The sequence below is a fragment of the Vibrio sp. PID17_43 genome (assembly GCF_002608565.1).
Classification (GTDB): Bacteria; Pseudomonadota; Gammaproteobacteria; order Enterobacterales; family Vibrionaceae; genus Vibrio.
Genome location: NZ_LIXM01000007.1, coordinates 13387 through 29205 on the forward strand (window position 1 = coordinate 13387; position 15819 = coordinate 29205).

General features: G+C 46.0%; 13 protein-coding genes. 8 read left to right on the plus strand and 5 right to left on the minus strand.

The window, feature by feature from the left end; genetic code table 11:
* Positions 1-47: 47 nt before the first annotated feature.
* The 3 genes from AK965_RS06350 to AK965_RS06360 all read right to left on the minus strand — a co-directional run bounded on the left by AK965_RS06350 (position 48) and on the right by AK965_RS06360 (position 2920).
* On the minus strand, positions 48-659 hold the full coding sequence (locus tag AK965_RS06350; RefSeq protein ID WP_099078954.1) for a TIGR04211 family SH3 domain-containing protein: 612 nt from the start codon (positions 657-659) through the stop codon (positions 48-50).
* 190 nt (positions 660-849) lie between these two features.
* The gene (locus tag AK965_RS06355) at positions 850-2109 is read right to left on the minus strand and encodes an inorganic phosphate transporter (protein ID WP_099078829.1); all 1260 of its coding nucleotides are present in this window, start codon (positions 2107-2109) and stop codon (positions 850-852) included.
* Positions 2110-2239: 130 nt separating this feature from the next.
* On the minus strand, positions 2240-2920 hold the full coding sequence (locus tag AK965_RS06360; protein ID WP_172438090.1) for a TIGR00153 family protein: 681 nt from the start codon (positions 2918-2920) through the stop codon (positions 2240-2242).
* A gap of 206 nt (positions 2921-3126) precedes the next feature.
* Here AK965_RS06360 and AK965_RS06365 point away from each other — a divergent pair, with 206 nt between their 5' ends.
* Complete coding sequence (locus tag AK965_RS06365; RefSeq protein WP_099078831.1) at positions 3127-4659, plus strand: inorganic triphosphatase; 1533 nt, start codon at positions 3127-3129, stop codon at positions 4657-4659.
* A gap of 32 nt (positions 4660-4691) precedes the next feature.
* Here AK965_RS06365 and AK965_RS06370 read toward each other — a convergent pair whose 3' ends face one another.
* Positions 4692-5465: an ion transporter gene (locus tag AK965_RS06370; protein ID WP_367379302.1), complete on the minus strand. Its 774-nt coding sequence runs from the start codon at positions 5463-5465 to the stop codon at positions 4692-4694.
* 83 nt (positions 5466-5548) lie between these two features.
* Here AK965_RS06370 and AK965_RS06375 point away from each other — a divergent pair, with 83 nt between their 5' ends.
* The 3 genes from AK965_RS06375 to hldE all read left to right on the plus strand — a co-directional run bounded on the left by AK965_RS06375 (position 5549) and on the right by hldE (position 11247).
* Complete coding sequence (locus tag AK965_RS06375; RefSeq protein ID WP_099078833.1) at positions 5549-6805, plus strand: methyl-accepting chemotaxis protein; 1257 nt, start codon at positions 5549-5551, stop codon at positions 6803-6805.
* Between the two features lie 101 nt (positions 6806-6906).
* Complete coding sequence (gene glnE, locus AK965_RS06380) at positions 6907-9750, plus strand: bifunctional [glutamate--ammonia ligase]-adenylyl-L-tyrosine phosphorylase/[glutamate--ammonia-ligase] adenylyltransferase (RefSeq protein ID WP_099078834.1); 2844 nt, start codon at positions 6907-6909, stop codon at positions 9748-9750.
* A gap of 66 nt (positions 9751-9816) precedes the next feature.
* Positions 9817-11247, plus strand: a complete 1431-nt coding sequence (hldE, locus tag AK965_RS06385) for a bifunctional D-glycero-beta-D-manno-heptose-7-phosphate kinase/D-glycero-beta-D-manno-heptose 1-phosphate adenylyltransferase HldE (protein WP_099078835.1) — start codon at positions 9817-9819, stop codon at positions 11245-11247.
* Between the two features lie 262 nt (positions 11248-11509).
* Here hldE and tolC read toward each other — a convergent pair whose 3' ends face one another.
* The gene (tolC, locus tag AK965_RS06390) at positions 11510-12838 is read right to left on the minus strand and encodes an outer membrane channel protein TolC (RefSeq protein WP_099078836.1); all 1329 of its coding nucleotides are present in this window, start codon (positions 12836-12838) and stop codon (positions 11510-11512) included.
* A gap of 231 nt (positions 12839-13069) precedes the next feature.
* Between tolC and nudF the strand changes: the two genes are divergently transcribed.
* The 4 genes from nudF (at position 13070) to yqiA (ending at position 15671) form a co-directional block, all read left to right on the plus strand.
* Positions 13070-13696, plus strand: coding sequence for an ADP-ribose diphosphatase (gene nudF / locus AK965_RS06395; protein WP_099078837.1), 627 nt, complete (start codon positions 13070-13072; stop codon positions 13694-13696).
* A 23-nt stretch (positions 13697-13719) separates the two neighbouring features.
* Positions 13720-14163: a DUF1249 family protein gene (locus tag AK965_RS06400; RefSeq protein WP_099078838.1), complete on the plus strand. Its 444-nt coding sequence runs from the start codon at positions 13720-13722 to the stop codon at positions 14161-14163.
* Between the two features lie 62 nt (positions 14164-14225).
* Positions 14226-15032, plus strand: coding sequence for a 3',5'-cyclic-AMP phosphodiesterase (gene cpdA / locus AK965_RS06405; protein ID WP_099078839.1), 807 nt, complete (start codon positions 14226-14228; stop codon positions 15030-15032).
* 54 nt (positions 15033-15086) lie between these two features.
* Positions 15087-15671 carry an esterase YqiA gene (yqiA, locus tag AK965_RS06410; protein WP_099078840.1) on the plus strand — a complete coding sequence of 195 codons (585 nt, stop codon included), beginning with the start codon at positions 15087-15089 and terminating at the stop codon, positions 15669-15671.
* Positions 15672-15819: the final 148 nt, after the last annotated feature.

Sequence of the window (15819 nt, forward strand, 5' to 3'; positions counted from 1 at the left end):
AGCCAGTCGAATATCGACTGGCTTTTTTATTCAATCAGCGTTGGTGATTATGCCCAACCTGCTGGCGATTTCTTTCTACGTGGAATGAGAAGAGGAAGAATCAAACCAAACAGAAGGCCAAGGCCTGCCACACCACCACCGTAAGTGAAGTACTTCAGCAGCATGTCATCTTTTTGCGTGTCTAGCTTAGCGCGGAGTTCGCGGTTTTCTGTTTCAACAGATGTTAGCTGGTCGCTGATCTCTGAGTATTTCTTCTCTAGATCAGAAATTTGTTGGCTGCGCGTTTCTAATGAGGTGACGAGACCCGCTTTTTCTGTGTCTGAGTTGTGGCGTGCGTTTGCCAGTTGCTCTTTCACTTCTTTCAGTTCTTTCTCTACGCGAGGAAGACGAATCGCCATGCTCTCTTGGTTAGTAACAAACTTGCTTTGAACCCAGCCTGTACGACCACGAGCGTCACGAACTTGTGTGTATCCCGTGTCTTTGTTTGTTTGGAGAAGTTGTACTTTTGTGCCTGCGTTAACACTGCCCATAATACGGTAAGTGTTGTTTGGACCAGAGTGCATAAAAGTGAATAGGTCATCAGAAATGTAACGGTCTGCCGCTAGTGCTGCTGGCGCCGCTAGCAAAGTAAACAAAACTGTGATGAATAGTTTTTTCACAATAAATCCCTTAACGATTTTCTTGGATACAGCTTTGGCACCGATTGGAGCCGGAAATAGACGAATATTATGCAGTTTCAAACTGCGGTGCAACAAAGAAGGGAGGCAAAGCCTCCCTTTCTGTGCGTTTGAGTCAATAATGACAAAGCGCTTACATTGTATTGACGTAGAGCTTTACACCAAAGCAGTCTTACGCGAACATCGCTTGGATGCCGTAGAAGAACACAACCGCCAATAGCGCACCTGCTGGCAGTGTCACAATCCAAGATGCTACGATGTTACGTACTACGCCTAGGTTAAGTGCTGCAATACCGCGAGCAAAACCAACACCTAGAACTGCACCAACAAGGGTTTGTGTGGTAGAGATAGGTAGACCAGTACCTGACGCGAGAACTACCGTACATGCAGTTGCTAGCTGAGCGGCAAAACCACGGCTTGGTGTCAGTTCAGTGATACCGGTGCCAACCGTTGCCATTACTTTGTGACCAAGTGTTGCTAGACCAACGACGATACCGAAACCACCTAGAGGAAGAATCCACCATGCGATGGTGCTTTTCGCTGTGACTTCACCCATGTGTTCAACAGTCGAAACAACCGCAGACAGTGGACCGATCGCGTTAGCTACGTCGTTTGAGCCGTGAGCAAATGCCATCGCACACGCTGTGATAACCATCAGTACGCTGAAAATGCTTTCTACGCCAGCAAAACCGTGGTCTTCTTCGCGGTTAGCAAATTTCTTCTGAATGTAGAAGTAACCACCGGCCATTACCACTGCAGATACGATAGCTGCCCACATCCACGCTTCGCCATTGGTTAGGTGCAGGCCAACGTGCTTTAGACCTTTCTTGATCGTTACCAGTGCAATCACCATGGTAGTGATGAACATGTAAACTGGTACGAAACGTTTCGCGTTGATCAGCGGGTTTTCAGTATCAAAGATCAGGCGCTGTGCACTGACGAAAATGAGGTAAGCAAAGAAGCCTGAAATAACAGGTGTAATGATCCAGCTACCAACAATCCCTTGAACGCTGCTCCAGTCAACGGCTTCTGTACCGACAGACACACACGCAAAACCGATGATTGCACCGATGATTGAGTGAGTGGTAGATACAGGCCAGCCCATGTAAGAAGCAAGCAATAGCCACGTACCAGCAGCAAGAAGCGCTGACATCATACCGTAGACAAGAATGTCTGGTTGGCTAGCAAATAGAGATGTTTCGATAACACCTTTACGGATAGTGTCGGTTACTTCACCACCTGCAAGATATGCACCCGCAAATTCGAAGATCATCGCAATGATGATCGCTTGTTTTACGGTTAGCGCTTTTGAGCCGACTGATGTACCCATCGCATTAGCAACGTCATTCGCGCCAATACCAATTGCCATCATAAAACCAAAAATCGCTGCAACAATAATCAGGACAGTGCCGTAGTTCGCAAGGATATCCATCGTAGTACCTAGTTGTTTTATAACAAGCGGAGCAAAATTTTACGCGCATCAGTCCATAAGACGGTGAAAATAATCATCGTCCATCTGACAGGCGTTAGTCGTGCTCTTCGTTATGTCGTTAACTTATGTTTTAAGATCGAGATAGCATGACTTCCAAACGAGCACCTACGCGCTGCGCTTGGTCGGCAATACCACCTACCCATTCAAGAATCTTGTACAAGAACATGACATCAATAGGGTTCAATTCAGATTCAATCGCCATCAATTGTTGGCGCAGTTCAATCTGCATTGTATCGGTGTCATCTTCAATTTCGTCCAACTGATGAATCATTTCAGCAACGAGCGTTACTTCGCGGCCTTTGAAGCCGGTCTCTAGCAGTTCATCAAGTTCATTAATTACTTTTTGCGCCTGGTTAGCAGCATCAAGACAACGTTGAACGTAAGCGAGGAAGTTTGGTTGGAGAGTCTCAGGAATGACAAGCTGACGACCATATACACGGCCAGCAATGTCTTTTGCCAAGTTAGCAAGTTTGTCCTGCTGAGTCAGAAGCTCAAGCATGTCAGTACGGTCTACTGGCAGGAACAAACCGCGAGGCAGTTTTAGACGGATCTCACGCTTTAGCACGTCCGCTTCTTTCTCTAGATGAGAAATTTGAGCACGGATTTCAGATGCTTTTTCCCAGTCACCTTTTGAAGAGACTTCAAAAAATTTAACTAGGTGTGAACAACATTCGTTGACACACACAACGTGGCGTTGCAAAGGCTTAATAGGGGACTTTGCAAATAACCCCATAATTGTATTTACTGGCATGGTCATTCAACCTAATAGCTATAACCTTAAAAAAACATACACCATTTCTTGGCGAAATGTTGAACGGATGGCTATAAAGGCGCGCATGGTAACGCATAAAATGGCTCTTTAAAACTGTTTTAGATCATCATTCCGTTGATATTTCTTTCTTGCCGAGTGGGAAATTAGGCAATATCCTGTTTCTATCTGCTTTGAAAGGTATAGCTATGGAAACCGAGATAGAACTGAAGTTTTTTGTTTCTCCTGAATTTTCAGAAACTTTAAGAAACAAAATTTCTGAAACAAAAGTTCTTCAGCACAGTTGTCGTGACTTGGGTAACACTTATTTTGATACGGCTGATAAATGGCTACGAAAGCACGACATTGGTTTAAGAATTCGTCGCTTTGATGATGTATTTATTCAAACAGTAAAAACCACTGGGCGCGTTGTTGCTGGCCTTCATCAAAGACCAGAATACAACGCTGAGCACACGAGTAATAAGCCAGAGCTCACACTTCACCCATTTGATATTTGGCCAGTGGGGAAAGACGTTGCGACGTTACAATCTGAGCTTAGCCCTCTCTTTTCTACCAACTTTACTCGTGAACAGTGGTTGATTGGTATGCCTGATGGTAGCCAAATTGAAGTGGCTTTTGACCAAGGTGCAGTGATCGCCCAAGGTGAAGACGGAGAAGAGAAGCAAGATTCTATCTGCGAAGTCGAGCTAGAACTAAAATCGGGTCAAACTGATGCGCTATTTACCCTAGCTCGCAGCCTATGTGAGACGGGAGGAATGCGCTTAGGTAACTTGAGCAAAGCGGCTAAAGGTTATCGTCTTGCCTCCGGTTACTCAGGAGACGAGGTTAAACCACTGGCTTTAGTCAACACCAGCACGACGGACACGGTAGAATATTGCCTCATTAACTCATTAGAGCATGCTCTATCGCATTGGCATTACCACGAGCAAATTTATACTGAGCGCGATTGCGTTGAGGCATTGCGTGAAATCGCGAATGCAATCCGTTTTATTCGTCAAACGTTGACGATCTTTTCCAGTATAGTGCCACGCCGTGCCAGTGCAATCTTACGCCAGGAGCTCAAGTGGTTGGAAGAAGAGCTTGTGTGGTTAGATGAACATGCCCATTTGGAAGAGCTGTTAGATGATAAAGGAAATGTGCTGCGAAAATTGGATGCACGTAAGTTCCTTGTCTCTGAATTGACCGCTCAACTTGAAGAGTTACCGAGCCGTGAAGAAGTGCTGACGTTATTGAGTTCCGCACGTTATACCGGATTGTTGCTTGATTTAAGCCGTTGGATCTTAACCCGTGGTTGGCAGCCATTCTTGGACGAAAAAGCGCGCGAGAAAATGTCGAGTAACATCCAGCCATTTTCGGTGGCGCAGCTGGACCGCACGTGGGCAGAGCTGATAGAGGCTTTTCCTTCTGAGCGTGAGCTATCAGCACAAGACTATGTGGATCAGCGTTATCGTTTATTGCGTAACCTCTATACGGGGATTGGTTTTGCGAGCTTGTATGACGCTGAAGAGCGTAATAGCTTTCGTTTACCTTGGGCGGATTTAGTCCATGGTATTGATGATCTACTGATGCTTAATCACTTGTTGCCATTGGTTGGTATGCTTGAGGGGGAAGAGCAAGAGCAGTTAGAGCGCTGGCTAACCCGCCAAGAGCGCTCCATCTTGCATGCGATGGATCAAACGCGCGCCATCAGTGTTGAAGTTGAGCCGTATTGGCAAGAGTAATGATAAATAAAAGAGAATAGGTCCTTTGGGGCCTATTTTTTTGTCTGTTGTTTTTGCTCTTGCAGCGCCTGTTCGATGCTTTGCAGTCGATTTATGATCTGTTCCTGCTTATCAAGAACCGCTTCCAATGCCTTCTCTTTGTTCTTCAAGCGGTGATCTTGCTGCTCAGTCTGTGCAGTGAGAATTGAAGTAATTAAACCCGAAATCATACCAAAGATGCCGACACCACATATGATGATCAGCACCGCGAGCAGTTTACCTGCCGTCGTGATGGGATAATGGTCGCCGTAACCGACCGTTGAAATCGTCACAAATGCCCACCACAAGGCATCGGCACCAGTCTGAATGTTCGCCTCTGGGTTTTTCCCTTCGATAAACAGCATGGCGCTGGAGCCAAGCGTAATCAACACCACCATCAGTAACAAGATGGAAGCCAGAGTGGTTTCTCTGCGGTTGCGCTTTAACTGGATAAGGATATGTTTGGAAGAGCGTAGCATCAGTATCACACGTAAAATATGAAACAGGCGAGCGAAGCGCAAAGGCTCAACCATTGGGATGCTCGCGACAAAATCGATCCAGTGATGTCTCAAAAACTGCCTGCGATCTGTGGCTCGGATCAAATCAATGCTGATCTGCAGTATAAAAATGCTACAGATTATAAAATCTAGACCGATAAGCACTTGACGGGTTTCGTGATCAATTGGGAAAAACAATAGGCCAGAGATCACAAATAGTGCCATAAAAGACAATATTAGTGATAGCAGCCCCATCGGTTTTGTGCTGTTTTTGATATCATTGTTTTTCATACGAAGCTCAAAATAAATCGCGTAATGAAAGCTAAGCGCGAAGGTAAGTATAAGTAATATAAAGACTCGGTGGAGAACTGACAATGGAAAAGCTGGCATTTAAGCCGTGGGAAAGGGTGATATCCGACATCAAACTCGTACCTAAAATGGTCATGTTGATGGTCTTCAGTACGATCTTGATTGTGTCGAAACAATTATGGGACGCGAATACTTTTTATAATGCCCTTCTTGCCGCAACCCAGAATGAGCAAGTGGCTCAACAACACTACGATGCTTACCTAACTCAAGTCGCCTGGCAAACGGCGATATTAATTGCTGTGTTTTTGGTTTTGTTACTCGCAGCGGCACGAGTGATGCTGCGCCAAACTCAATACTTGAGTGATGCGATTAAACTGATGGCGAGTAAAGATCTCTCGGTTTCATTCGGCATGGACTGTAAAGATGAATACGGTGATGTGGCTCGTGAACTAGAGAAAACGCGTCGTCAATTGCATGATGTGATTCAGTTACAAGTCCATGCTTCTGATGAGTTAGCCACGTTAACAGAAGTGATGACACTAAGCATGTCAGAAACGAAAGAGTCGGCTCAAGATGAGTTTAACGAGATAGACCAGCTGGCTACCGCCATGAGTGAGATGTCTTCTACGGTTCAGACGGTAGCGGAACACGCTCAAGTCGCTTCTTCTCTGACGGAGCAAGCCTCGACTCAAGCGGTGACTGGACAGAAATTCTTGCAAAGAACGATGTCTAAGATGAGCGAACTCTCTTCCGATATCTCTTCCTCTGCGAATGCCGTTAATCAAGTTGAAGAGCGTGTTGAAGCGATTGGTAGTGTCGTTGGTACGATTCAAGGTATTTCTGAACAAACCAATTTACTCGCGTTGAATGCCGCGATTGAAGCGGCCCGAGCAGGAGAAGCAGGACGTGGCTTTGCCGTGGTAGCGGATGAAGTTCGTAACCTAGCGCAGCGCACTCAGCAAGCCACCATTGAAATTCAAGAGATGATCTCTCAATTGCAAACCAGTGCAGAATCGGCTGTTGAGTTGATGGAGAAAAGTGTCGTGGAAGCGGCAGAAGGCGTTGAGTTGGTGTCGAATGCTGGCACGGAGCTCGATGGCATCGTTGGACAGGTGACTCAAATTAACGACATGAACTTCCAAATCGCAACCGCATCGGGCCAGCAAAGCAGCGTGGCAGAAGAGATGAGCCAGAACTTAACCAATGTTCGTGAGCTTGTCGAAGCCTCTGTTGTGGTGATGACTGAGTTACTTGAAACCTCTGAAATGATGCAAAACAATGCGGGTGAGCTAGATAGGAAGATTAAATCTTTCCAAGTCTAAGCCTGACAACCATTGATTAAACGCCCACAAACCTTTTGTGGGCGTTTTTATTTACCCTAACTCTGGTATAAATAGAGGGGGCTTTCAAACAAGGAAGAAAAATGCAACTGCCTTCGTCACTGATTTCTGTTGCCGATTCAGCGCTTCAATATGCAGAACAAGCGGGATACACCCAGCAATGGCCAACCGAAATTGCTGAGCAATTTCATTTCGTCTCTGGTTTAAGTAAGTTCATCACGGAGACGGTTCATCGAGATGAGAAGCTTGCCCAAGCGTTGCCAACCATGTTGGCCGAAAACAGTCGACTACACGCTTATCGAGCGCATCTCGCTGCATTATTAGCCGAGTGCCAAGATGAAATGTCAGGACACCGCGTGCTGCGCCAATTTCGTAATCGTGAAATGGTCTATATCGCATGGAAAGATTTCACCCACACTTGGACGTTAGAAGAATCATTGAGTCATCTGTCCCAATTAGCAGAAGCGATGATTTTCGAAACCTACCAATGGCAATACAAGATCTGCTGTAACGAGTGGGGCACGCCAACCAATGCCGAAGGTGAAGCGCAACCGATGCTGATCATCGGCATGGGTAAGCTCGGTGGTGGAGAGCTGAACTTCTCTTCTGATATCGATCTGATTTTCACTTACCCAGAAAACGGTGAAACTCAAGGTGCACGACGCAGTATTGCCAATGCGCAGTTCTTCACTCGTTTGGGACAACGCATTATTAAGGCACTCGATCAGCAAACCTTTGATGGCTTCTGCTATCGCGTTGATATGCGTTTACGCCCATTTGGTGAGAGTGGTCCATTGGTGATGAGCTACGCGGCGTTGGAAGACTACTACCAGGAACAAGGCCGGGACTGGGAGCGCTATGCGATGATCAAAGCGCGTGTCATGGGCTGCGAAATGTACCCGCAATACCAAGAACTACGCCAAATGTTGCGTCCATTTGTGTTCCGCCGCTACATCGACTTTAGTGCGATCCAATCGTTGCGCCGTATGAAGTCGATGATCAGCAGTGAAGTGCGCCGTCGAGGATTAAATAACAATATTAAGTTGGGGGCGGGCGGCATTCGCGAGATCGAGTTTATCGCCCAAGTATTCCAACTGATTCGTGGTGGCCGCGAACCCTCATTGCGAGGGCGTGGTTTGTTAGAAACGCTGCGGGCAATTGGTGAATTAGGTCTGCTAACAAAAGTGGAAGTCGAACATCTAAAGTTGGCCTATAAGTATTTACGGCAGTTAGAAAACCTGTTGCAAGCGATGGCGGATAAACAAACCCAAACCTTACCCGATAGTGAGGATGAACGCTTGAAGTTAGCGATAGCGATGCGTTTTGCTCATTGGGACGATTTAGCGGCTCAAACCCAACAGCATATGGCCAATGTGCACCATGTGTTTGAATCTTTGATTGGTGATGACGAAGAGGACGAAACCGAAGCAGTTGCGCGCCATTTTCATGAGTTATGGGACATGGCGACGAAGCAAGACGTGATTGAGCTTGTTCTGCAACAAGACATTAAAGTTGAGAGGTCCGAAGAACTCGCCAAGATCATCATGCAGTTCAAAGCCGATCTGGCGAAGAAAACCTTAGGGCCACGTGGTCGTGAAGTACTGACGAAGCTAATGCCGAAAGTGTTCTCTGCGGTATTTGCACACCCGGATGCGCAGTTTGGTTTGCCACGCGTATTGCATTTACTGCATAACATTTGCACTAGAACCACCTATTTAGAGTTGCTGGATGAACATCCTGCGGCGCTGGTTCAGCTCGTGCGCTTGTGTACCGCAAGTCCGATGATTTCTGAACAGTTGTCTCGATACCCGATCTTGCTTGATGAGCTGATTGATCCGCAACATTTGTATAATCCTATCCCGCTCGATAGTTACCGGACGGAGTTACGTGATTTTCTTGCTCGTATTCCTGAAGATGATATGGAGCAGCAGATGGAAGCACTGCGTCAGTTCAAGCAAATCTGCATCTTGCGCATTGCTGCCGCAGACATTGCGGGAGTGTTACCCGTAATGAAAGTGAGTGACCACTTAACCTACCTCGCAGAGGCTATTGTCGAAGCAGTAGTAAGCCAAGCATGGCTACAAGTATCGGAAAAATATGGAGAGCCAACACACGTCAAAGATCGTGAAGGCAAAGGCTTTGCAGTGATTGGTTATGGCAAAGTGGGGGGCTGGGAACTGGGTTACAACTCCGATCTCGATATTGTGTTCATGCACGATTGCCCAGTAAATGTGTACACCGATGGCAAGAAAGAAATTGATGGGCGTCAGTTCTACCTTCGCCTAGCGCAGCGCATCATCCATATTTTCTCTACCCGCACCGCATCAGGTATTTTATACGAAGTGGACACTCGATTACGTCCCTCTGGCGCTTCAGGTTTGCTGGTTAGCCCAACCGATGCGTTTGATGATTATCAGCATCAAGATGCGTGGACGTGGGAGCACCAAGCGTTAGTGCGCGCTCGCATGATTTATGGTGATGACCCGCTAGCAATCGCTTTCCACAACACTCGTCACGATGTTCTCTGCAAAGAACGAGAGCAAGAGATACTGAAGAAAGCGGTAGTGGAGATGCGTGAAAAAATGCGTGACCATCTTGGTGGAAAAAAAGCGGGACGTTTTATGCTCAAGCAAGATCAAGGTGGCATTACGGATATTGAGTTTCTCGCCCAATACTTGGTCCTTAACTACAGTCACACTAAGCCGAAGTTAACGCGTTGGTGCGACAATGTGCGTGTCTTTGAGACCTTGATTGGTCAAGGCGTGATGGACGAAGATCAAGCGATGCAACTCACACGTGCCTATACATCAATGCGTGACGAAATTCATCGACGTAATTTGCTTAACTTGGACGCGGACGTCGCTGAAGATAAGTTTGTTGCAGAAAGAGAGTGGGTGAAGCAAGCTTGGAATCAATGGCTTGCCTAAGTACAAGGTTCTGCCTAGATAAGGGCTGTGTTAAACTCACCATGATTTAATTTTTGGAGACCAATAATGAAACCAATTCTACCTGATTACAGCAGCGCTGGTGTGCTCATCATCGGTGATGTCATGCTAGATCGTTACTGGTATGGCCCAACGGGACGAATCTCTCCTGAAGCGCCTGTGCCTGTTGTAAAAGTAGAAAACAATGAAGAGCGCCCGGGTGGTGCTGCGAACGTCGCGATGAACATTGCCTCATTAGGTGGGCACGCTCACATTGTTGGTCTGACGGGCATGGATGAACCGGCGAAGGTACTAACGGAAACGCTAACGTCTTTAAAAGTAAAGTGTGACTTCGTCGCATTACCTGAATACCCAACTATCACCAAACTGCGTGTGATGAGCCGTGGTCAACAGTTGATCCGTTTAGATTTTGAAGACAAGTTTGAAAACACCGATCCTGAACCTGTGCTGTCACGCATGGAAATGGCGTTGCCTAACGTGCAGGCGGTGCTCCTGTCTGACTACGCAAAAGGCTCTTTAGAGCATGTTCAGGCTTATATCCAAAAAGCTCGCGCGGCGAACGTGCCAGTATTCATTGACCCGAAAGGTGTTGATTTTGAACGCTACCGTGGCGCAACGCTGCTGACACCAAACATGAAAGAGTTTGAAGATGTGGTCGGTAAAGTGAAGTCGGAACAAGACCTGGAAGAAAAAGCCCTTGCGCTGGTTGAAGAGTTTGACTTTGAAGCTTTGTTGGTCACACGCAGTGAAAACGGCATGACATTGATTCGTCGTGGTCAGAAGCCATTCCACCTGCCAACACAAGCAAAAGAAGTGTACGACGTGACAGGTGCAGGCGATACGGTGATTTCTGTATTAGCATCGTCAGTCGCTGCGGGTAAATCCTTTGAAGAAGCGTGTGCACTCGCAAATGCTGCTGCTGGCGTCGTGGTGGGCAAACTTGGTACCTCAACGCTGTCTGAGATTGAATTGGCAGAAGCGGTTCACGGTAGCCAAGACACCGATTTTGGTGTGATTTCGGAACAAGCATTGATTGACGCGGTGAAGAAAGCGCGCGCGAAAGGTGAGAAAGTGGTCATGACCAACGGTTGTTTCGACATTCTTCATGCGGGGCACGTTTCCTACCTAAATCATGCTGCCCAGCTCGGTGACCGTCTGATTGTTGCGGTGAATACGGATGAGTCTGTTAAGCGTTTGAAAGGTCCGGGCCGTCCTGTAAACCCGACGGATCGCCGTATGGCGGTATTGGCTGGACTTGGCGCAGTGGACTGGGTGGTTCCATTCAGTGAAGATACGCCACAGCGTCTGATTTCCGAAGTACTGCCAAGCTTGCTTGTAAAAGGTGGCGACTACAAACCAGAAGAGATCGCTGGTGGTAAAGAAGTGGTTGCTGCTGGTGGTGAAGTGCGCGTCTTGAACTTTGAAGACGGCTGCTCAACTAGTGAAATCATCAATGCGATTAAAGGTGGTAAAGGGTAAGTTTTTTCTCGCTAACCTAATGAGTAAAGGTCGCTTTTGAGTGACCTTTTCTTTTTTGTGGCGCTGAACTAGAAACGAACGCGATGTGATCCTCCCCCTTTTTAAGGGGGGGAGTTAGAGGGGGTTAATGTCCGAAGAGCGGCCCCCTCCCTAACCCTCCCCTTAGAAAGGAGAGGGAACAAACTTTGAACCCAGTGATAATTAAAGCGTAAAAAACGCCAGCGAGAAAACTTACCGGCATTTGTTCATTTCAACCTGATGTTTAGCTTGCTGGCTTTAGGCCTGCGTCAATATCGAGTATATCTTGCTCGCTCAGTGTCCCCACCGCTTGGCGTAGTTGCAGAACGCTTAAGATGTAGTTGTAACGTGCATCAGACAGGTTTTTGTTTGCATTGTACAGACTTTGAGTTGAATCTAGTACGTCAACGATAGTACGTGTACCCACATCAAAGCCGGCTTCTGTTGCTTCTAAAGCGGCTTTAGCAGAAATAACCGTTTGTTCGTAAGCTTTTAGCGCACCAATCGAGGCGTTGATGTTGTTATTCTGTGCACGAACATTGGAGACGACACTGCGGTATTCTTTTTCTAGATTTTCACTCGCAGAGACGTAATTGAATTCAGCCTGTTTTGTCAAAGAGGTGATTTTGCCACCAGTGTATAGCGGGACAGCAAGATTGACGCCTACATTGAAATTATTGGTCGTACCATCACTGTCGTCACTTTGAGAAATATCAGCATAATTGTAGCCACCATCTAGCGATAGCGTCGGCAGGTGACCAGAACTTGCAAGTGCGATGTTTTCGCGTGCAATATCTTGTGCTATGCGTGTTGATAAAAGGCTTAAGTTTTTGCTTTTCGCTTCATCGATCAGCGCATTGATAGGGGTGTTCGAAGGGCTAGCTGAGAAGCGTTTAGTATCAAGCTGATCCAGTGTTTTTGGTTCTTGTCCTGTAATTTCACGAATGGCTTCATAACTATTGAGTAGATCATTTTGAGCTAGAATTTCATTTGCTAATACAGAATCATACTGCGCTTGTGCGTCATAAACGTCAGTGATTGCTGATAGACCGACTTCAAAGCGCTGTTTAGTCTGCTCTAACTGGCGGCCAACTGCGGCTTTTTCCGCACGTACAAAGCCAAGGTTATCTTGAGCACGCAGTACTTCGAAATACGCTTGTGATACACGAAGGATTAAACCTTGTTGGGTCGCCGCGTATGACGCGTCGGCCTCGCGTGCCGTTTTTTCTGCGATATCAAGGGTTATCCAAGACGTACGGTTGTAAAGCTCTTGAGATAAAGCGACACCAGCAGACAATGTGTTTTTGTCATTAGAGCGATTATTTCTGACACTATCTAAATCGGTATCTCCGCGAGTTAAATTATATCCCGCCGTTAGATTGATTTGTGGTAACAGGGCACTGCGGCTAGATGTGATAGCTTCAAATGCCGCATCACGTTGTGCAGCAGCACTAAGCAGTTGTGGGTCATTTTGTTTGGCTAAGTCATAGATCTCAGTAAGAGAGTCAGCCCATGCAGACGTGCTCATGCTACCTAGCGCTGCACTAATAAATAGTGGAAGCAGTTTTTTCATTTTCCATTCCCGCGGTCAATAGATTGTTTAATTCTCAGTAGTTTAACTCAATTTGAGCGATATTTACTCTAAACATTGTACTTTTTTACACATAACCATCCAGCTGTACGATAAGCATTTAATGAATAGGTTTAAAATAATTTATAACTATTGTACAAAAAGTTGAGCCAAGTCCTTTGAGCATGCGAATAAGAATGAGTAAACTACAAGATTCACTCTGAGAGGTGTTCGATGCAACAATGTGACAAGCAACAGAACGAGTTTACCCCACAAGATGTGGACATAATCTCAAAGGAAACCGTCTTTAAAGGCTTCTTTAAAATGGTGAAATACCGTTTTAAGCATAGATTATTTGCTGGTGGTTGGAGCGGTATTGTTGAGCGAGAAATGTTCGAACGTGGGCATGCGGCAGCGATGCTACCGTATGACCCGGTGACGGATCAGGTTGTGATCATTGAACAGATTCGCGTAGGGGCATTAGAGCATCATTCCCCATGGCAGTTGGAAATTGTGGCTGGCATGATTGATCGTGAAGAATCAGCTGAAGACGTCATTCGTCGTGAAGCGGAAGAAGAAGCGGGTATACAAGTGAAGCGGATTGCAGCGGTAACCTCTTATTACCCTTCTTCTGGTGGCTGCTCTGAAAAACTAGATGTTTTTGTCGGCGAGGTCGATGCATCTAAAGCGCATGGCATTCATGGTTTAGACTATGAAGATGAAGACATTCGAGTCCATGTGATCAGTCGCGAAAAAGCGTATCAATGGGTGAAAAGTGGAAAATTTGAAAATGGTGCATCTATCATTGCTTTGCAATGGTTGCAATTAAACCACCAAGAATTGAAAACACAGTGGGGATAAGCCCCATCGATGGAGAGTAAGTAATGGTGCAAGTGGCGGATAAACAGCGATATCATGTCGACTTAGCGGGTCTGATGAGAACATATGAGACTAACTATGCTAAGCTCAACGCGCTGCTGCCTGCTTGTGCCGAAGTGGGTGATGTTCGTTGCTATCAGGCTGCAAACATGGTTTATCAACTGACCGTGAATGAAATCACAAAATACACCACGGTTGTTGAGATATGTCAGAGTGATGACACACCAGTATTTCCTTTACCGAAGATGTCTGTCAGGCTTTATCACGATGCGAGAGTCGCTGAAGTCTGCTCGAGTGGAGATTTCTCTCGCATAAAAGCTAAATATGATTATCCCAATGATCAGCTGATGCAAAAAGATGAAAAGCATCAACTTAATACCTTCCTTGGCGAATGGCTGACGTTTTGTTTACGAAGTGGTATCAGTAGGACACCGCTTGCTTTCAATTAATCATCACGCCTTCACGGGAAAAATAATAAAAAACAATATAGTGGACGAGTCAGGTTTTCATTTTGCAATCATCGAGTGACAGCATCAAACTACTACAAATTACGGATACTCATCTGTTTGCCGCAGACGAGGGAAGCTTGCTGAGCGTAAGAACCGCCGATAGTTTTACCTCCGTGGTACAAGAAGTTCAACACCGTCAGGTGCCGTTTGACTATATTTTGGCAACAGGTGACATTTCACAAGATCATAGTGCAGAGTCCTATCAGCGTTTTGCTGAGGGAATTGCTCCGCTAGAAAAAGACTGTTTCTGGCTGCCGGGCAATCATGACTACAAACCCAATATGGGCAGCATACTGCCTTCTTTGCAAATACAATCGGTAGAACATCGACTTCTGGGGGAATGCTGGCAGTTGGTTCTATTGGATTCACAAGTCGTGGGTGTACCACACGGTCGTTTGAGCGACCAGCAATTGTCGCTACTAGAAGAAAAGCTAACTGAAAATCCGCAGCGGTACACTTTGGTGCTATTGCATCATCATCCACTTTTGGTTGGCAGTGCTTGGCTTGATCAACATACGCTTAAAGACGCGGAAGCATTTTGGCAAATTGTTGAAAGGTTTGAGAATGTGAAAGGCATTTTGTGTGGCCATGTTCACCAAGATATGAATGTTCTCCATAATGGCATTCGAGTGATGGCAACGCCTTCGACTTGTGTGCAGTTCAAACCAAACTCCGATGATTTTGCGCTTGATGTACAATCACCAGGATGGCGTGAGTTAGAGCTGCATCGCAATGGTGAGATAACCACGCAAGTCAGTCGCTTAGCAGATGGCTTGTTCTTGCCTGACTTTTCTTCCAACGGATACTAATCAACTATCATGCCCGAACCTTATGTTCGGGCTTGCTTTTCGTGTGAGGCTTTTATGAGTAAACCCTCGTTATTATTGTACATCCATGGTTTCAATAGTTCGCCGCTCTCAATGAAGGCAAACATCATGAAAGCATTCTGTGAGCAACATCGCCCAGATATCAAGGTCATTATTCCTCAGTTACCGTGTTTTCCTCTGCAAGCCGCTTTGTGTTTATTAGAGATCATTGATCGACATAAACAAGACTACAGCATCGGTGTCGTTGGCAGCTCATTGGGCGGTTATATGTCGACATGGCTGAACGCTAAGTTTGGTTTTCGCGCAGTGGTAGTTAACCCGGCAGTTAAGCCATATGAGCTTTTATTAGATTACTTAGGTGATCAAACCAACCCATATACGCACGAAAGCTATACACTTGAAGCACATCATATTGACGAATTAAAAGCTCTTGATGTACAAAGCATCGCGTCACCTCAATCTTTCTGGTTGTTACAACAAACAGAGGATGAAGTGTTGGACTATCGCCAAGCAGTAGAAAAGTTTGCTGATGCTAAGCAAACGGTAGAAGAAGGCGGTGATCACAGTTTTGTTGGATTTGAACGCTATCCTGCGCAAATCATTGAATTCCTAAAACTGTAAATTGAAGAGGCGATGGGCATAGGCTCATAGTTTTTATTGATATATCCAAGCGTTTCTTGACATAGACGGCATGCTTTCCGACTATGTTTTGCCGAAAAAATCTTAAGGGTATGAAGCCCTGACTACTTTGTTATGCACGAATTTATCG